Below are 17115 nucleotides of genomic sequence, written 5' to 3' on the forward strand. Positions count from 1 at the left end.
TACGGCCGGGCCGACCGGTCCGCCCACCGAGCCTAAGGTGTTCCGCATGCGTCTTGTCCGTCTGCTGCCTGAGCGCTGGCAGAAGTTCATCCACGAGGCGCTCAAGTTCGGCATCGTCGGTGGCATCAACACGGTCATCAATTACGCCGTGTTCAACGCTCTGGCACTCACCGTGTTCCGGGACGGTCAGCTCAAGGCGACGGTCATCGCCACCATCGTGGCGACGATCACGTCGTATCTGATGAATCGGCACTGGACGTACCGGGATCGCCCAAAAGCGGCCCTGCGCCGCGAATACGCCCTGTTCTTCCTGTTCAACGCCACCGGGCTGCTCATCGAACTCGGCGTCCTGGCCGCAGCCAAGTACGGCCTCGGCATGACGAGCCTGCTCGCCCTGAACGTGGCGAAGACCGGCGGCGTGCTCCTGGCCACCCTGTTCCGCTTCTGGTCCTACCGGACGTTCGTCTTCCAGCCCGCCCCGGCCCAGCCGGAGGCGGACACCTGGCACACCATCCCCCGCGACGAGTGGGACACGATGGCCGAGATGGACCCGGTCGCCGAGCTGGCCGAGTCCGTCACCGAGCTGGAGGAGGCCCAGCCACCGCCGGGCGAGCGCCGAGCGGACGAGCGGCGGCCGGGCAAGCAGCGGCCGGGCAAGCAGCGACCGGCACGGCGCGGCGGCCGGGCGTACCGTCCGACGCCCGTGCAGGGCCGGCCCGCCCCGGCCGACGCCGGGCTCGGCGACGCGCTCCACGGTGAGCTGTCGGCGGAGCTCGCCGACGAACTGCACGCCGGCACCCGCCGACGCCGGCGGTGAGCGCCGTGGAGACCGGCGTCGCGACGCCGGACAACCCGCACGCCGCAGGCGGCGTGGCTGCGTCACCGGCGCGGCCCCACGCGCAGGCGGCAGCACCACCGGAGGTGAAGGCGATGCCGGAGATCGAGACCGAGGCGAGGACTGCGCCGGGCGGGCCGCCGCCGGCCGGCGTGAGCGCACCGGCCCCGCCAGCGGCGGCGGACGCGGCCAGAGGAGGCGCACCGGCCGAGGCGGGCGCAGGAGCCGTGCTGGCCCTGCCAGCGGCCGAGGTGACCGCAGGAGCCGTGCTGGCCCCGCCGTTGGCCGGCACGACCGGAGGAGCCGTACCGGCCCCTTCATCGGCCGAGGCGGCCGGAGGCGCCGTACCCGTTCAGCCGACGGCCGGGGCGACCGCAGGGGCCGTGCCGGCCCCGCCAGCGGCCGAGGCGGGCGGTGCGCTGCCGGCAACCCCCGCAGGAGGCGCACCGGCCGTGCCCGGGCCCCGCACCGGTGGGGCGGTCGCCGGCCCGGTCCGCTCGGGCACGGGCGCGCCGGCCGAGCTCTTCTTCGAGGACCTGACCCCCGGGCTCACCTTCGACCTGGGCCTGGTGCGGGTCGACGGCGACGAGATGGTCGCCTTCGCCCGTCGGTTCGACCCGCAGTGGTACCACGTCGACCCCGAGCGGGCCGCCGCGAGCCACCACGGCGGGCTGATCGCCAGCGGCTTCTACACGGTCAGCCTCTTCATGCGCGCGTACGTCGACCACGTGCTCGCCCGGGCGGCGGCCGACGCCTCTCCCGGCCTGGAGGAGCTGCGCTGGCTGGCCCCCGTGCGGGCCGGCGACCGCCTGGCCGTCCGCCTGGACGTGATGGGCAGCCGCCCGTCCACCGCCCGCCCCGGGCTGGGCACGGTCAGCCTCACCGGCACGATGTTCCGCCTCGGCCCGGACGGCGAGCCGGAGCAGGAGGTGCTGCGCACCCGCTTCCGCGGCTGGTTCGCGCTCCGCCCGGTCGACCCCGGCCAGGAGTGAGTCGCCGGGGAGGTTCGGGTCGCCGGTGACGCGAACCTCCCGGACGGTGACCTGTCCCGCCCGGCGCTCGGATGTCGGGCGTCGCGTCCGGGCCCTCGGGGGTCAGGCTGCCGGGCGTCGGTCGCCGGTCATCAGGCGGAGGGGTCGCGGAGGGGTCGCCCCTCGCGCATGTCGGCGAGGATGTCGCGCATCTCCCCGTCGCCGAGGGAGTGCCGGTCGTGGTGCGCCTCGACCAGCTCGTACAGCTTGGTCTGCACCCGGTCCACGCCCGGGACGTCGGTGAGCACCGACTGGCCGCGCTCCCCCGCCGACTCGATGGTGAGGGTGCCGCAGCCGAGCAGCCGCTCGACGAAGCGCTGGCTCATGGCGTGGTCGTTGATCCGGCTGAGCGGGATGTCCCGCCGGTCCCGGGCCAGCACCCCCTGCTGGAGCAGCACCCGCTCGTTCGTGAACAGGTAGTGCGTGCTGCGCCAGACCAGGAACGGCCAGAGCCCGAACCAGAGCACCAGCAGCAGTGCGAGCCCCGCGAGGACGTAGAGGCCGATGGTCGCGGCCTCGCCGTCCGGCAGCAGGATCCAGCCCGTCACCACCATCGCGACGGCGAGCACCAGCACCACGGCCGGCCGCACCACGGCCTTCCAGTGCGGGTGCAGGTGCAGCACGACGTGCTCGTCCTCGGTGAGCACGTCTTCGGGAAACGCCACGGGAACCTCCTCGCAGAACCGGACGCGCTGACGGTAACCGGTCGAGGCCCGTCGCCCGTCCGCCACGCCGCGCTCCGCCGTCGCGGTGGTGAGAGGGGAACCCTTCTCTACCGCAGGCGTTAGGAAGGTGCCCTTCCTTACCGCAGGTGCAGCACGTCGCCGGCCGCGAGGCTGCGGGGGCCCGCCGGGGTGTCCACGACGAGCCGGCCGTCCGCGTCCACGCCCGTCGCCGTGCCCGTCAGCTCCTCCCCGCCGGGGATCAGCACCCGCACCCGGCGGCCGACCGTGGCGCAGGCGGCGAGGTAGGCGTCACGCAGGCCGGCGGCCACCGCGTCCCCGCCGGCCGAGCGCCAGCGGTCGTACCAGTCGGCGAGCGAGCGGAGCAGGGCGCGCAGCAGCGGATCCCGGTCGGTGGCGGTGGCCCCGGCGAGCTGGAGCGAGGTGGCCGGCAGGCCGGTCGGGTTCGCGGGCAGTTCCTCGGCGCGCAGCGTGACGTTCAGGCCGATGCCGAGCACGATGGCCGGCGGCCGGTCCGGCGACGGGCCGGGCATCGCCTCGGCCAGGATGCCGGCGCACTTCGCGTCGCCGATCAGCAGGTCGTTGGGCCACTTCAGGGCGGCGTCCAGCTCCGCCAGCCGGGCCACCGCCTCGACCAGGGCCACCCCGGCGAGCAGCGGCAGCCAGCCGTACCCGGCGGCGGGGGCCGGCGGCCAGCCCCGGTCGTCGTCCGCCTCGCCGGGGCGCAGCAGCACGCTCGCCGCGATGCCCGCCCGGGGCGGCGACTGCCAGGCCCGGCCGCGTCGGCCCCGGCCGGCGGTCTGCCGCTCGGCGACCACGACGAGCCCCTCCGGCTCGCCCAGCCGGGCCGCCTCGCCGGCGTCGGCGTTGGTGGAGCCGGTCTCGGCCCGCAGGTCGAGGCGGCGCCAGGGGCCGTGCGGGGCGACCAGCGCGCGGCGCAGCCGGGCCGCCGACAGCGGCGGGCGGTCCAGGTCGGTGTACGGCGAGCCGGGCATTGCGCCAGCCTACGGCCCCGGGCGGGGGCGGGACTGAGGCGCACGGCACAGCGGCGCGGCACCTGAACCATCGTTATATTCCGGGGGTGACTACCGAGACCGGGATCAACATCCACAGCACGGCGGGCAAGCTGGCGGACCTGGAGCGTCGGGTCGACGAGGCGGTGCACGCCGGGTCGGCGCGCGCGGTCTCCAAGCAGCACGCCAGGGGCAAGCGGACCGCGCGGGAGCGGATCGAGCTGCTGCTCGACGAGGGGTCCTTCGTCGAGCTGGACGGGCTGGCCCGGCACCGGTCCACCAACTTCGGGATGGAGCGCACCCGCCCGTACGGCGACGGGGTGATCACCGGCTACGGCACCGTCGACGGCCGGCAGGTCTGCGTCTTCGCGCAGGACTTCACGGTCTTCGGCGGCTCCCTCGGCGAGGTCTTCGGCGAGAAGATCGTCAAGGTGATGGACCTGGCCATGAAGATCGGCTGCCCGGTCGTCGGCATCAACGACTCGGGCGGGGCCCGCATCCAGGAGGGCGTGGCTTCCCTCGGCCTCTACGGGGAGATCTTCTTCCGCAACGTGCGGGCCAGCGGCGTCATCCCGCAGATCTCGTTGATCATGGGCCCGTGCGCGGGCGGCGCGGTGTACTCCCCGGCGGTCACCGACTTCACCGTGATGGTCGACCAGACCTCGCACATGTTCATCACCGGCCCCGACGTGATCAAGACGGTCACGGGCGAGGACGTCGGCATGGAGGAGCTGGGCGGCGCGCGGACCCACAACACGCGCAGCGGCAACGCGCACTACCTCGGCACCGACGAGGACGACGCGGTCGAGTACGTCAAGGCGCTGCTGTCGTACCTGCCGTCGAACAACCTGGACGAGCCGCCGGTCCTCCCCGTCGACGTGGATCTCGACGTCACCGAGGAGGACCGGGAGCTGGACAACCTGATCCCGGACTCGGCCAACCAGCCGTACGACATGCACCGGGTGATCGAGCACGTCCTCGACGACGGGGAGTTCCTGGAGGTCCAGCCCCTCTACGCGCAGAACCTCGTGGTCGGCTTCGGCCGGGTCGAGGGCCGCCCGGTCGGCGTGGTGGCCAACCAGCCGATGCACTTCGCGGGCACGCTGGACATCGCCGCGTCGGAGAAGGCGGCCCGGTTCGTGCGCACCTGCGACGCGTTCAACGTGCCGGTGCTGACCTTCGTGGACGTTCCCGGGTTCCTCCCCGGCACCGGCCAGGAGTGGGACGGCATCATCCGCCGGGGCGCGAAGCTGATCTACGCGTACGCCGAGGCGACCGTCCCCAAGGTCACCGTGATCACCCGCAAGGCGTACGGCGGGGCGTACGACGTGATGGGCTCCAAGCACCTCGGCGCGGACCTGAACTTCGCCTGGCCGACCGCGCAGATCGCGGTGATGGGCGCGCAGGGCGCGGTGAACATCCTGTACCGGCAGGAGCTGGCGGCGGCCGACGACCCGGCGGCCGTGCGGGCCGAGAAGATCGCCGAGTACGAGGACACGCTGGCCAACCCGTACATCGCCGCCGAGCGCGGATACGTCGACTCGGTCATCCCGCCGCACGAGACGCGCACGCAGATCGTGCGCGCCCTGCGCGTGCTGCGCACCAAGCGCGAGACCCTCCCTCCGAAGAAGCACGGCAACATCCCCCTGTAGCCGGTGCAAGGGCACCCTGTTAACGCATTCGGTAGAGCGGGGTGCCCTTCTCAACACCCCGGGCGGCGGCACCCGGGCCGTGGCGGGGCCGGGCTCAGGCCCGCCGGTCGCGGGGCCGGAGTCAGCAGGAGGGGTTGGCGGCGAAGCACATCCGGCGGGCGGCCACCTGTCCCAGTTCGAGCAGCTCCGCGTCGCTGGTCCGGCGCGCGATGTCCCCCGGCCCGTCGGCGCCGAGCCCGCTCGCCGGCACGATGACCGTGACCAGGTCGCCGACCCGGATCAGCAGCCAGGTCCAGGTGCCGAGGCGCCGGTCGACGGGCCTCCCCGTCGTCGCGTCGAGCGGCTCCGACAGGGTCTGCCGTAGTAGGACTGCCTGGTCACCGGCGAAGTCGCGGGCGACCGCCGCCCAGGTGTGCGCCACCGACACCGCCGTCGTGCCGGTGCCGCCGCCCCTCGGTGCGGAGCCGCGCCAGCCTGCGCAGCCGGTCACCGCCCGGTCCAGGTCGGAGAAGAGCCCGGCGGCCGCCCCGTCGGCGAGGCGGTAGATGTCCTGGGTGAGGACCATGACGCCCGACGGCCCGTCCGAACCGGGCGTGTCGTCCTGGAGCAGGGTCTGCGAGCGGGAGTAGCGGGACACTGCCTGCACGGCCCGGAGCCCCCTGGCGTTGGCGCAGGCTTCCAGCAGCGGGTCCACCCGCACCGGCTCCCGCAGCCCGGTGTCGCTCAGGACCACGTTGCTCGACACGCGGACGTCGGTCGACGCCAGCAGGGCCTCCGGCGGAATCTCGGCGCGACCGGACCGCTCCGGCGCGACCGCCGACATCTCGGCGCGACCGGACGGCTCCGGCGCGGCCGCCGACATCGCGACGCGACCGGACGGCTCCGGCGCGGCCGCCGACAGCCACCGGTCGGGCCAGGACGTCGTGGGTGGCGCGGCGGGGCGACCGGCGAGCACGGCGGCGACCGAGGTGACGGCCAGCACGGCGGTCGCCGCCACCATCGCCGTACGCCGGCTGCGGCGGCGCGCCCGCGCCCGGAGCTCCGCCGGCTCGGGCCAGCGGACGTCCAGCAGGTCCCGGCGCATCCGTTCGGCGAACGTCAGGTCCTCACGCATCGGCGGCCTCCTCCAGGTCAGAGACGGCGAGCAGCCCGGCGAGCGCGGCGCGCCCCCGGGAGAGTCGGGCCTTCACCGTGCCCACCGGGGCCGCAGTCTCCCGCGCCACCTCGGCGACCGGCATGCCGAGCAGGTAGTACAGGGCGAGGGCCGTGCGCTGTTCCTCGGGGAGCCGGCGCATCGCGGCCACCACGGCGACGGTGTCGGTGCTCGGCGCGGGCGTGCTGTCGGCGACGCCGTGCCGCAGGTACGCCCTGGCCCGGCTGCGCAGGCTGCGCCAGCGGCTGACCGCGATGCGGGAGGCGACGACCCGGACCCACGCCTCCGGGTCGTCGTAGCCGCGCACCGTCGACCAGCGCTGCCACGCCCGGATGTACGCCTCCTGCACCGCGTCCTGCGCCTCGGCGAGGTTGCCGGTGAGCGCGTAGACGAAGCCGAGCAGCCGCTGTCGACTGCCCCGGTAGAACTCGTCGAACTCCTCGACGTCCGGCATCCGCCACCTCCCCGCCCCGGTCGCAGGGGACACGCGCGGGAGGGGGGCTCCGGTTGCCCGCACCGGGCGAGGGCTCTCGCCGGGTTTCGCCGACACGCGGTCGGGTCGGATGGTCAGGCCGGCGCGCGGTCGGGTCGGGCGGTCAGGCCGACACGCGGTCGTCGTCAGGGGGTCAGGCCGGCGTCGGTGAGGATTCCGCCGGCGAGCAGCGCCGCGCCGACGACCAGGGCCAGCAGGTTGACCAGCGCGAAGAGCGCCACCCAGGACAGCGGCGGGAACCCGGTGAGCCGGGCGAGCTGGTCGGCGTCCGACTCCGGCATCCGGCCCCGGGAGCGCAGCCGCTGCAGTTCGACCACCGGCCGTACGCCGCCGAGCAGCAGGAACCACACGCCCGTCCAGGCGAACGCGGCCTGGACCTGCGGGGAGGCGTACCAGGAGACGGCGAGCACCACCCCGCCGGTGACCAGCAGGGAGAGCGCGCCGAACACGTTGCGGACCATGACCAGCATGGCCAGCAGCAGCGCCACGGCGACCCAGAGCAGCAGCGTGATCCGGTTGCCGCCGAGCAGCCAGGCCCCGGCCAGGCCGACCAGCGACGGCGCGACGTACCCGGCGAGCAGGGTGAGGATCATGCCCGGGCCGGTGGGCCGGCCGGCCGACAGGGTCAGGCCGGAGGTGTCCGAGTGCAGCCGGATGCCGTGCAGCCGGCGGCCGGTGAGCAGGGCCGCCAGGGCGTGCCCGCCCTCGTGGGCGATGGTGACCGCGTTGCGGGCGATCCGCCAGGGCAGCCGGGTCGCGACGACCGCCAGCGCCACCGCCGCGGTGGCGAGGACGAGCAGTGGCGGCGGGTCGGGCTGGGCGGAGAAGAGCCTGTCCCAGAGCGCGGTCAGCCCGGCGGTCGACACCATGGGGCGCGAGCCTACCGGCCCCGGCCCGGCCGGGCCACCTGCGCGGACGGTCGCGCCGCGCCGGCAACGCCTGCGGCGGTGGGACCGGCTACGACCGTACGGTCACCTTCGCTCCGGCCGCCGCCAGCTCGTTCTCCCGGGCCAGCGCGGCCCGGCGGGTCATCCGCCACCCGGCCACCCCGGCGACGGTGACGGCCACGACCGCGAAGAGTGCAAAGAGCGCCGGAAGGCCCGCGCTGACCAGCAGCAGCACCACGTCGCCGAGCGCGACCAGCATCCACAGTGCCATCCGGGGCCTGCCGTCCCTGCGTCGGTGTCCCATGTCGTACCTCCCTCCGTCGTACGAGGTTCAGATACCCCGTACGAGGGAGGGCCATGCGAATCGATTTCGCCGCGGCGGGATTTCCGTGCTCAGTCGACCCGGTCCGGCTTGAAGCCCTTGGCGATCCGGTCGAAGTCGGGCAGCCGCTTCTGCCAGTCCCGCTCGGCGACCTCCCAGCGGAAGGCGTACCCCCGGTTGCGGGCGGTCACGAAGCCCCGGTTGCGGACGTGGATGCGGGTGCCGTCGCGGTTCTCCCGCCACTCCCAGTCGGCGCACGTCTTGTAGTAGTCGCAGCGCTTGATGCTGAGGTACTCGTAGCCGTTGACCCGGTTCTTCCGGTTCGGCTCCTGTTCCTTCCAGTCGGCGTAGGCGTCGTCCTTCGGGGTGCTGGTCCACTGGATGAGCAGCTCGCCCACGCCGTTGCGCTCGTCGAAGATCACCGTGTTGTTCCCGACGCCGCGACGAACCCAGCCCTTCGGCATCGGCAGCGAGAAGCCGGCCGGGTCCCTGTGCAGCACCCAGCCCTCCGGCAGGGCGTTCGGGTCGGCGGACGGGCTGGCCGAGGGCGTCGGGCTGGGCGGCGCGGCGCTGGTGGGCGCCGGCGCGGCCGAGGTCGGCGCGGCCGACGGCGCCGACGAGACCGTGGTGGACGCGCCCTGCGGGACGCCTCCCGGGGCCGGGTCCTCGTCGTCCCCGCCGCCGGTGAGCAGCGGCACCGCCACCAGCAGGCCGATCAGCAGCACCGCGACCAGCGCGCCGACGAGCAGGTTGCGGCGGCGGTTGTCGGGCTTCGTACCCGCGACGACCGTGGCCCGGCCGGACGACGCCGGCGACCCGGCGGGGGCCGGCAGCACCGACGTGGGGTTGACCGGCGGGACCGGGTCGCCGGCCCCGGCCTCGGTACGGGTCTCGTTGGCCGGCGCGGGCCCGGCCACCTTCGCGGTCGGGTCGGCGTCGACGCGCGCCGTCGGCGGCTCCACCCTCGCCGTCGGGGCGGCGTCCGCCACCTTCGCGGTCGCGTCCTCGGCACCGGTCGCGCCCGCCGCCGCCAGCGGGGCCCGGGGCGCGGGCGGCGTGGCCGTCCCTTCCGGGCGCTGCTCGGCCGGGCGCGGGGCGGGCACCACGGCGGGGCGCGGCTCGCGCGGCCCGTTGGGCCCCGGCCGGCGTACGCCGTCGAGCAGCGGAATGCTCTTCGACCGGCGCCCGGCGGCCCGGCGCAGCAGCCGCTCCGCCGTGCCGGCGTCCATCCGCTGCGCCGGGTCCTTCTGCAGCAGGCCGGTCAGCACCGCCTTGAGCGGGCCGGCGTTCTTCGGCGGCGGCATCGGCTCGGTGGCCAGCGCCGCCAGCGTGGCGATCGCCGACGGCCGGGCGTACGGCGACTTGCCCTCCACGGCCGCGTAGAGCGTCGCGCCCAGCGACCAGAGGTCGGCCTCCGGCCCGGCGGTGCCGTCCCGCGCCCGCTCCGGCGCGATGTACGCCGGGGAGCCGAGCACCATGCCGGTGCGCGTGACGTTCGGGTCGCCCGGGATCGTGGCCAGGCCGAAGTCGGTCAGCACGACCCGGCCGTCGGTGCCGATCAGCACGTTGCCCGGCTTGACGTCGCGGTGCATGACGCCGGCCTTGTGCGCCGCCTTCAGCGCGCCCAGCATGCCGAGACCGATCTCGACTGCCTTCGCCGGGGAGACCGGCCCGTCCTCGGCGAGAATGTCCTGGAGGGACTTCGACGGGACGTACTCCATGACGATCCACGGGTCGCCGTCGGTGCGCAGCACGTCGAAGATACGGACCACGTTGATGTGGTTGAGCCGCGCGATGGCGCGGGCCTCCCGCAGGGAGCGTTCCCGCATCTCGCGGCGCTCCTCCGGGGTGAGACTGGGCGGCGGGACGAGTTCCTTGATCGCCACGTCGCGGTGCAGCACCTCGTCGCGCGCCTTCCACACCCGACCCATGCCGCCCTGGCCGAGCGGCGAGATGAGCCGGTACCGGTCGGCGACGAGTTGGGGAAGCGCGTTCGACATCGGGGGAGACGGTACCCGGCGACGGCGCGTCGCACACCGCCGGCACGCCACTGTGCGGCGTAGATCAAGTTCGGGGCGCGTACTCTGGGGGTCATGTCTGCCGAAGAGCCGGCTTTCCGGGTGGTCCGGGGCACGCCGACCGCGGAGGAGTTGGCCGCGCTGGTCGGCGTCATCGTCGCCCGCACCCGCCCCGCCGCCGCCCCCACGCGGCCCGCCCCGTCGACCTGGGCACGCAGCGGTCGCCCCGCCGGCGCCGCCGCGGTTTCCGGTCCCGGCGCGTGGCGCGCCTCCGGGCTGCCCCGCTGACGCACGGCCCGGACGGGGCTGCCGGAGGCACGGACAACCGCTAACCTCACTCAGGGAAACGGTGCCGTGACGGTAGGGAGGCCCGATGATCCCCGAGGAGGACCGGCCAGCGCCCTGGCTGAGCGGCTACGGCGCCATCGAGGCCGACATCCGGCAGATGCGCGAGTTCGCCGACAAGCTCCACGCCGAGGTGGAGCGGAACTACGCGCCCCACCTGTCGTACATCGCGGACGACATGAAGGCCCAGATCCCCAACCCGGCGGACGCCTTCATCGAGCTGGTGCACTTCCTCAAGGCCCACAACGAGACCCAGCAGGCCACCGCCACGATGGTCTGGTCCGTCGGCGGCGCCACCGGCCGCCTGGCCGCCGCAGCCGGGCGGATCGCCACCCAGTACGCCGACGCCGACGCCTTCTCCGCCGCCCGCGTCTCCGACGTGGAACGCGCCCTCGCCGGCCCCGGCGCCGTCGCCCCGACCCGCCCCACACCGACCCTGCCCGACCCCACCGGCCCCGACAGCGGCCCCGGGCGGGTGGTGCTGCCGTGATCGAGCGGGGCAGCGGCCGGACCTCCGGCCTCACCGACTGGCGGCTGATGGACCTGCTCAGCATGTGGGCCTGCATCCAGGACCACGACACCACCGGGCACTGGAAGCAGGTCGCCGGCTGGCGCAAGGTCTGCGAGCTCGCCCAGGCGCACCTGGGCCGGCTCAAGGAGTACCGTCGCGGCCTGAGCGAGGCGTGGTCCCCGGCGACCAACGCCGCCGCGCGGGCATACGTGGCCGAGCTGGACGACCTCATCGACAAGGTGCAGCGCACCCACGACGCCGCCGCCGCGAACTACGACGCCCTGGCCGCCGCCACCCGCGCCATCAGCAGCGCCCGCACGGAGCTGAAGCCGCTCTACGACGAGTACGTGGGCAAGCTCCAGCAGAAGCGGACGTACGAGGCGACGCTCGCCGACCCGAAGGCCGCGATGGGCAGCCGGGTGCCGGACAAGCCGGTGACGGACGCCGACCTGGAGCGCATCAACGCCCGAGCCCGAAACCTGATGTACGGCCTCAGCGGCGAACTCCAACAGGCCCAAGTAATGCTCCGCCAGCCACCACGCTCTGCGAGGCCGGGAACCGACCCAGCCGATCCGGATATCTACAGCAATGGCAATGCCACGCCAGTCATTCCTCCAATCACCCCAGTCCCCTTGTTCAGCAACAACACGTTGCCTTCACCTCAACGACCAGCAACTATTCAGCCAGTGGCCGCTCCGACCGCCCCGACTACTGGTTCGGTCATAGGAGGTGGAGGTGGCCCTATCTTAGGTGGAATTGGGAGCAGCTTTACGCCTTCCGGGACCAGCTCACCGGCGACCGCTTTGCCATCTGTCAGCTCAGGTAGCAGCTCCGCCGGGATGCCGTCAATAATTCCGCCAATGCCATATCCGTCTGGCCAAGGCAGCGGAACAGGAGCTAAAGTAAACCCATTCGGCCGACCTGCCCAACCTCCAGTCATCGGCAGCAATGTGCCCCCTAGCTCCACCCCTCCGATCCCAGCTAGACCAACGCCATTCAGCGGGCTCATCGGAGGCTCGCCGGGTGCCCTCACTGGGCAGCCGGGCAGTGTACCGCCACGTCGGGTCAACCCCGTGGGTGGAGTAATCCCCGGCGGGGGGGCTGGTACGACGCCATCTGGTGCAGCCGGTTCACGCCCAAGAATCGGCCGAACCCCTCAACTCGCCGGCCGCCATGGCCCGTCAGTTCCGGACGCTCTTGGGAACATCGGAAACCGAAACGGTTGTCGAGACAACACTTGCGACGATGCAAACTCTTGGGATCCGGACCATCCCTGGCAGGTGAAGGAAGGCGTCGACCCCATCGTTCGACCATCAGAAGGCGATGGTCCGATCGACCCTGGACCTGTCATCGGCTTCAACCGGTGAAGCTGAGGAAAGCCTCACTCCTGCTCGCCGTCTTGTCAATCATGGCGATGCCACTCAACACAGCATCGACAGTAAGGAACCTCAATTCAGCCCATGTGGATCGCGAGCTGGTCGAGGCGTCCCGAGTGCGAGGCGACCAATGGCATTTGCGCTATCTAGCTGTCCCTGATGCACACCAAATCAGCCAGGGTGAGGGGGTAACCGTTGCCGTTCCAGACACCGGGGTGGCACCACACCCGGACCTCAGAAGAAACATCCTTTCAGGGATAGACATAGTTCCGGGCGGCAACGGAAGCGGTCAAGGTGATCGCAATAGCCATGGCACCGGAATGGCCGGACTGATTGCCGCCCACGGGCGTGGCAAGGATTTGGGTGCTCTTGGAATTGCACCAAAGGCGAAGATTCTTCCCATAATGTCCTCCCCTGCCAGCAATCTCGGAGATGCCGACGATTTGGCAGCAGGAGTCGAGTTTGCGACTTCCCACGGAGCCGACATAATCAGCATATCCAGCAGCGGCGGAACAAGCTCCCGACTCAATCAAGCCATCAGCACGGCAGTGGCGTCAAATATTGTAGTGGTAGCCGGATCAGGAAATAAACCGCTAGAGCAGATCGTAGGATACCCCGCCCGCGAGTCAGCAGTTTTAGCAGTCGGTGGAATAGGCAGGAACGGATATCATGCCCAAGTATCTGTAAGTGGCCCGGAAGTTGATGTTGTTGCGCCGGCCGTCGATATTTACAGCACTAGTATCGGCGGCAAGTATCGAAAAGGTACTGGCACCTCCGATGCGACGGCGATCGTTGCTGGAGCCGCTGCTCTGGTCCGGTCCAAGTACCCTCACCTCCCCGCCTCGGAAGTGGTGCACCGCCTGACTGCCACCGCCGTCGACAAAGGGCCGCCCGGTCGTGACGACGAGTACGGCTACGGCGTCATCGACCTGGTGGCCGCGCTGACGGCAGACGTACCGCCATTGGGTTTCGAGTCGGCGACACCGGATGTTCCCGCCGATCCGGGGCCGACCACGACGGCGGTCGCGGAGCCCGCCGATGAGGGTGACGGTGGGGCAACGGTTCGGGGGCTGGCCACGCTAGGGGTGATCGTTGCCGGCGCAGGCGTCTGGGCGTGGATCGCCCGACGTCGGCGTCTCGGCGATGACCCACCGCCGCGGATCAGCCGGTAAGCCGAGCGAGCGTTTCACCATGTCGGCGACATTGCGGCTTCACAGCGGTGGGATACCGCCATGCCGCCGGCACGGAGTCGATCAAGCCAAGCCCCAGCAAGCCAAGCCCCAGCAAGCCGACCAGCCCGAGCAAACCGGGCAGGAGGAGCAGGACGAGCGGGTGGGCGACACGGCGGTGACCAGCCCGGGGCGCGGGTCAAGCGACGGCGCAGCCGGTAGCGTCGGCGGGGTGCCGAACTCGATTCCACTTCGACTCGTGCTCGCCTCGGCGAGCCCAGCCCGACGCAAGCTTCTCCACGCCGCCGGCATCGAACCCGATGTGCTGGTGAGCGGGGTCGACGAGTCCCAGGTGGTCAGCGACCGGGCCGAGGATCTGTGCCTGGAGCTGGCCCGACTCAAGGCGCAGGCGGTCGTCGGGCGCCTGCGGCCCTCCCCGGACGAGCGGACGCTCGTGCTCGGCTGCGACTCGGTGCTCGCCTTCGACGGGGAGATCCTCGGCAAGCCGGCCGACGAGGCGGACGCCGTCGCGCGGTGGGGTCGGATGCGGGGGCGCAGCGGCGTGCTGCACACCGGGCACTGCCTGATCGACATCGAGGGTGGGTCGCGGGCCGAGGCGGTCGCCTCGACCACCGTGCGCTTCGCCGACATCAGCGACGACGAGATCGCCGCGTACGTGTCGACGGGCGAGCCGCTCGCCGTGGCCGGGGCGTTCACGATCGACGGGCTGGGTGGGGCCTTCCTCGACGGCATCGAGGGCGACCCGGGGACGGTGGTCGGGTTGTCCCTGCCGCTGCTGCGCCGCCTCCTCGCCGAGCTGGACCTGCGGATCATCGACCTGTGGGCGAAGGTGACGCCGGGGGGTCAGGCGGTCGAGGCCCTCGGGGCGGTCCAGCCGTGACGACCAAGCCCCTGCCTCTGACGCCGGAACTACACGCGTACGTGGTGGCCCATGGTTCCGCCCCCGACGAGGTGATGCGCGACCTGGCCGAGGAGACCCTGGCGACGTTGCCCACCCGGGCGAGTATGCAGGTCGCCCCGGAGCAGGCCGCACTCCTGACCTTCCTCACCCGTCTGGTCGGGGCTCGGCGGGCCGTGGAGGTGGGCACGTTCACCGGGCTATCGTCCCTGGCCATCGCGCGCGGGATGGCCGAGGACGGCCGGCTGACCTGCTTCGACATCTCGGAGGAGTACACGGGCATCGCCCGGCGGTACTGGGCGCGGGCCGGCGTGGCCGACCGGATCGAGCTGCGCATCGGGCCGGCCGGGGAGACGCTGCGCGAGCTGCCGTACGAGCGGCACCTGGACTTCGCATTCATCGACGCGGACAAGGTGGGGTACCCGGTCTACTGGGCGGAGCTGGTGCCCCGGATGCGCCCGGGCGGGATCATCGCGGTGGACAACACGCTGCGCGGGGGCCGGGTGCTCGCCCCGCAGAGCGCCGACGACCGGGCCATCGCGGCATTCAACGACGAGATCATGGCCGACGTCCGGGTGGAGACGGTGATGCTGCCGATCGCGGACGGGTTGACGCTCGCCCGGGTGTGCTGAGGGCGGACCGCAGACACCCGCAGAGGCAAGGCGACACGGCGGATGCGGCGGCACGGCGACGCAGAGGATGCGGCGGCACGGCGGCACGGCGGCAAACAGGCAGATACCGGTCGAAGCCGGCTGCCCGAACGGGTCCGCTCACTCGGACGAGTTTGGCTGTCGGGGCACGTGGGCAGTGCCCCATGCCACACTGAGCGGTCGTTAAGGTGCCGGCGTCGGCCGATAAACTCCCGGTCAGTAACCTCCGGGGAGGAGTCACAAGGTGCGCAAGGTACTCATCGCCAACCGGGGCGAGATCGCCGTCCGCGTCATCCGCGCCTGCCGCGACGCCGGCCTGGGCAGCGTCGCCGTCTACGCGGACTCCGACCGGGACGCCCTGCACGCCACCCTCGCCGACGAGGCGTACGCCCTCTCCGGGGACAGCGCCGCCGACACGTACCTGCGGATCGACAAGCTGATCGACGTGGCGGCGAAGTCCGGCGCGGACGCCGTGCACCCCGGCTACGGCTTCCTGTCGGAGAACGCCGACTTCGCCCAGGCCGTCATGGACGCCGGGCTCACCTGGATCGGCCCGACCCCGCAGGCGATCCGCGACCTCGGCGACAAGGTGACCGCCCGGCACATCGCGCAGCGGGCCGGCGCTCCGCTGGTCCCCGGCACCCCGGACCCGGTCGGCGGCCCGGACGAGGTGATCGCGTTCGCGGTCGACCACGGCCTGCCGGTGGCCATCAAGGCCGCCTTCGGCGGCGGCGGGCGCGGCCTCAAGGTCGCCCGCACGATGGAGGAGATCCCGCAGCTCTTCGAGTCGGCGACCCGCGAGGCGGTCGCCGCGTTCGGCCGGGGCGAGTGCTTCGTCGAGCGGTACCTGGACCGGCCCCGGCACGTCGAGGCGCAGGTCCTGGCCGACCAGCACGGCAACGTGATCGTGGTCGGCACCCGGGACTGCTCGCTGCAGCGCCGGCACCAGAAGCTGGTCGAGGAGGCTCCCGCCCCGTTCCTCACCGACGCCCAGCGCGCCCAGATCCACGACAGCGCCAAGGCGATCTGCCGGGAGGCCGGCTACCACGGCGCCGGCACCGTGGAGTACCTGGTCGGCGCGGACGGCACCATCTCCTTCCTGGAGGTCAACACGCGGCTCCAGGTCGAGCACCCGGTCACCGAGGAGACCGCCGGCATCGACCTGGTCCGCGAGCAGTTCCGCATCGCCGACGGCGAGAAGCTGCGCTTCAGCGAGGATCCGACCCCGCGCGGGCACTCCATCGAGTTCCGGATCAACGGCGAGGACCCGGGCCGCAGCTTCCTTCCCGCCCCCGGCACGGTCGCCGCGCTGCGGCTGCCCACCGGCCCGGGCGTGCGCGTGGACACCGGCATCTCGGCCGGCGACGTGGTCGGCGGCAACTTCGACTCGCTGCTGGCGAAGGTGATCGTCACCGGCGAGACCCGCACCGAGGCCCTGGAGCGGGCCCGCCGGGCGCTGGACGAGATGGTCGTCGACGGCATGGCCACCGCGCTGCCGTTCCACCGCCTGGTGGTGCGCGACCCGGCGTTCACCGCCGAGCCGTTCACCGTGCACACCCGGTGGATCGAAACGGAGTTCGACAACACCGTCGCGCCGTTCACCGCGCTCGCCGGCACCGCCGAGGCGCCGGCGGAGCGCGAGACCGTCGTGGTCGAGGTGGGCGGCAAGCGGCTGGAGGTCACCCTCCCCGCCGGCCTCGGCGCGGGTACGACCGCTGCGGCGCCCGCCGCGCGGAGGTCGGCCCGCCGGGGCGGCGGGGCCAGGGCCGGCGCGGCGGCCGGCGGCGACGCGCTCACCTCCCCGATGCAGGGCACGATCGTCAAGATCGCCGTCGCGGACGGGGACACCGTCGCCGAGGGCGACCTGGTGGTCGTGCTGGAGGCGATGAAGATGGAGCAGCCGTTGCACGCCCACAAGGCGGGCACGGTGAGCGGCCTGGCCGCCGAGGTCGGCGCGGTGATCACCGCCGGGGCCCCCATCTGCACCATCGCCTGAGCAAGGAAGGGCACCTTGTTAACGCTTTCGGTATAGGAAGGGCCCCTTCCTAACCGCCGGCA

The 17115-nt window shown here is 72.7% G+C and carries 17 protein-coding genes; 10 read left to right on the top strand and 7 right to left on the bottom strand.

Going from position 1 to position 17115, the window contains the following annotated elements; translation table 11 throughout:
• Nucleotides 1-46: 46 nt before the first annotated feature.
• Together LPU43_RS09010 and LPU43_RS09015 are read left to right on the top strand one after the other, a co-directional pair.
• A complete protein-coding gene (locus LPU43_RS09010; protein ID WP_229399785.1) occupies nt 47-817 on the top strand; it encodes a GtrA family protein in 771 nt (256 codons plus the stop codon).
• Nucleotides 818-1287: 470 nt separating this feature from the next.
• On the top strand, nt 1288-1827 hold the full coding sequence (locus tag LPU43_RS09015; protein ID WP_229399786.1) for a MaoC/PaaZ C-terminal domain-containing protein: 540 nt from the start codon (nt 1288-1290) through the stop codon (nt 1825-1827).
• Nucleotides 1828-1958: 131 nt separating this feature from the next.
• Here LPU43_RS09015 and LPU43_RS09020 read toward each other — a convergent pair whose 3' ends face one another.
• Together LPU43_RS09020 and LPU43_RS09025 are read right to left on the bottom strand one after the other, a co-directional pair.
• Nucleotides 1959-2531 carry a PH domain-containing protein gene (locus tag LPU43_RS09020; RefSeq protein WP_229399787.1) on the bottom strand — a complete coding sequence of 191 codons (573 nt, stop codon included), beginning with the start codon at nt 2529-2531 and terminating at the stop codon, nt 1959-1961.
• A gap of 137 nt (nt 2532-2668) precedes the next feature.
• Complete coding sequence (locus LPU43_RS09025) at nt 2669-3544, bottom strand: biotin--[acetyl-CoA-carboxylase] ligase (RefSeq protein ID WP_229399788.1); 876 nt, start codon at nt 3542-3544, stop codon at nt 2669-2671.
• Between the two features lie 86 nt (nt 3545-3630).
• Here LPU43_RS09025 and LPU43_RS09030 point away from each other — a divergent pair, with 86 nt between their 5' ends.
• Complete coding sequence (locus LPU43_RS09030; RefSeq protein WP_229399789.1) at nt 3631-5214, top strand: acyl-CoA carboxylase subunit beta; 1584 nt, start codon at nt 3631-3633, stop codon at nt 5212-5214.
• Between the two features lie 121 nt (nt 5215-5335).
• Here the strand turns inward: LPU43_RS09030 and LPU43_RS09035 are convergent, their stop codons facing one another.
• From LPU43_RS09035 to LPU43_RS09055, 5 genes are all read right to left on the bottom strand, one after another.
• Nucleotides 5336-6328, bottom strand: coding sequence for a hypothetical protein (locus LPU43_RS09035; protein ID WP_229399790.1), 993 nt, complete (start codon nt 6326-6328; stop codon nt 5336-5338).
• Complete coding sequence (locus LPU43_RS09040; RefSeq protein ID WP_229399791.1) at nt 6321-6821, bottom strand: SigE family RNA polymerase sigma factor; 501 nt, start codon at nt 6819-6821, stop codon at nt 6321-6323. The genes LPU43_RS09035 and LPU43_RS09040 overlap by 8 nt, the downstream gene beginning before the upstream one ends.
• A 164-nt stretch (nt 6822-6985) precedes the next feature.
• A complete protein-coding gene (locus tag LPU43_RS09045) occupies nt 6986-7729 on the bottom strand; it encodes a M50 family metallopeptidase (protein ID WP_229399792.1) in 744 nt (247 codons plus the stop codon).
• Between the two features lie 88 nt (nt 7730-7817).
• Nucleotides 7818-8051 carry a hypothetical protein gene (locus tag LPU43_RS09050; RefSeq protein WP_229399793.1) on the bottom strand — a complete coding sequence of 78 codons (234 nt, stop codon included), beginning with the start codon at nt 8049-8051 and terminating at the stop codon, nt 7818-7820.
• 89 nt (nt 8052-8140) lie between these two features.
• On the bottom strand, nt 8141-10069 hold the full coding sequence (locus LPU43_RS09055; protein ID WP_229399794.1) for a serine/threonine-protein kinase: 1929 nt from the start codon (nt 10067-10069) through the stop codon (nt 8141-8143).
• Between the two features lie 93 nt (nt 10070-10162).
• Between LPU43_RS09055 and LPU43_RS09060 the strand changes: the two genes are divergently transcribed.
• The 7 genes from LPU43_RS09060 (at nt 10163) to LPU43_RS09090 (ending at nt 17053) form a co-directional block, all read left to right on the top strand.
• On the top strand, nt 10163-10375 hold the full coding sequence (locus LPU43_RS09060; RefSeq protein WP_229399795.1) for an acyl-CoA carboxylase subunit epsilon: 213 nt from the start codon (nt 10163-10165) through the stop codon (nt 10373-10375).
• 85 nt (nt 10376-10460) lie between these two features.
• On the top strand, nt 10461-10922 hold the full coding sequence (locus LPU43_RS09065; protein ID WP_229399796.1) for a hypothetical protein: 462 nt from the start codon (nt 10461-10463) through the stop codon (nt 10920-10922).
• 47 nt (nt 10923-10969) lie between these two features.
• Complete coding sequence (locus LPU43_RS09070) at nt 10970-12310, top strand: hypothetical protein (RefSeq protein WP_229399797.1); 1341 nt, start codon at nt 10970-10972, stop codon at nt 12308-12310.
• Nucleotides 12307-13491: a S8 family serine peptidase gene (locus LPU43_RS09075; protein WP_229399798.1), complete on the top strand. Its 1185-nt coding sequence runs from the start codon at nt 12307-12309 to the stop codon at nt 13489-13491. Before LPU43_RS09070 ends, LPU43_RS09075 begins: the two co-directional genes overlap by 4 nt.
• Nucleotides 13492-13720: 229 nt before the next feature.
• A complete protein-coding gene (locus LPU43_RS09080; RefSeq protein ID WP_229399799.1) occupies nt 13721-14389 on the top strand; it encodes a Maf family protein in 669 nt (222 codons plus the stop codon).
• Nucleotides 14386-15039: an O-methyltransferase gene (locus LPU43_RS09085; RefSeq protein WP_229399800.1), complete on the top strand. Its 654-nt coding sequence runs from the start codon at nt 14386-14388 to the stop codon at nt 15037-15039. Before LPU43_RS09080 ends, LPU43_RS09085 begins: the two co-directional genes overlap by 4 nt.
• 262 nt (nt 15040-15301) lie before the next feature.
• Nucleotides 15302-17053, top strand: coding sequence for an acetyl/propionyl/methylcrotonyl-CoA carboxylase subunit alpha (locus LPU43_RS09090; RefSeq protein WP_229399801.1), 1752 nt, complete (start codon nt 15302-15304; stop codon nt 17051-17053).
• Nucleotides 17054-17115: the final 62 nt, after the last annotated feature.

It is taken from the genome of Micromonospora okii (assembly GCF_020884795.1).
Classification (GTDB): Bacteria; Actinomycetota; Actinomycetes; order Mycobacteriales; family Micromonosporaceae; genus Micromonospora; species Micromonospora okii.

Coding starts and splice junctions, on each gene's coding strand:
- LPU43_RS09010 (WP_229399785.1), top strand. CDS start 47: ATGCGTCTTGTCCGTCTGCTGCCTGAGCGCTGGCAGAAGTTCATCCAC.
- LPU43_RS09025 (WP_229399788.1), bottom strand. CDS start 3,544: ATGCCCGGCTCGCCGTACACCGACCTGGACCGCCCGCCGCTGTCGGCG.
- LPU43_RS09035 (WP_229399790.1), bottom strand. CDS start 6,328: ATGCGTGAGGACCTGACGTTCGCCGAACGGATGCGCCGGGACCTGCTG.
- LPU43_RS09040 (WP_229399791.1), bottom strand. CDS start 6,821: ATGCCGGACGTCGAGGAGTTCGACGAGTTCTACCGGGGCAGTCGACAG.
- LPU43_RS09045 (WP_229399792.1), bottom strand. CDS start 7,729: ATGGTGTCGACCGCCGGGCTGACCGCGCTCTGGGACAGGCTCTTCTCC.
- LPU43_RS09050 (WP_229399793.1), bottom strand. CDS start 8,051: ATGGGACACCGACGCAGGGACGGCAGGCCCCGGATGGCACTGTGGATG.
- LPU43_RS09055 (WP_229399794.1), bottom strand. CDS start 10,069: ATGTCGAACGCGCTTCCCCAACTCGTCGCCGACCGGTACCGGCTCATC.
- LPU43_RS09060 (WP_229399795.1), top strand. CDS start 10,163: ATGTCTGCCGAAGAGCCGGCTTTCCGGGTGGTCCGGGGCACGCCGACC.
- LPU43_RS09065 (WP_229399796.1), top strand. CDS start 10,461: ATGATCCCCGAGGAGGACCGGCCAGCGCCCTGGCTGAGCGGCTACGGC.
- LPU43_RS09070 (WP_229399797.1), top strand. CDS start 10,970: ATGGACCTGCTCAGCATGTGGGCCTGCATCCAGGACCACGACACCACC.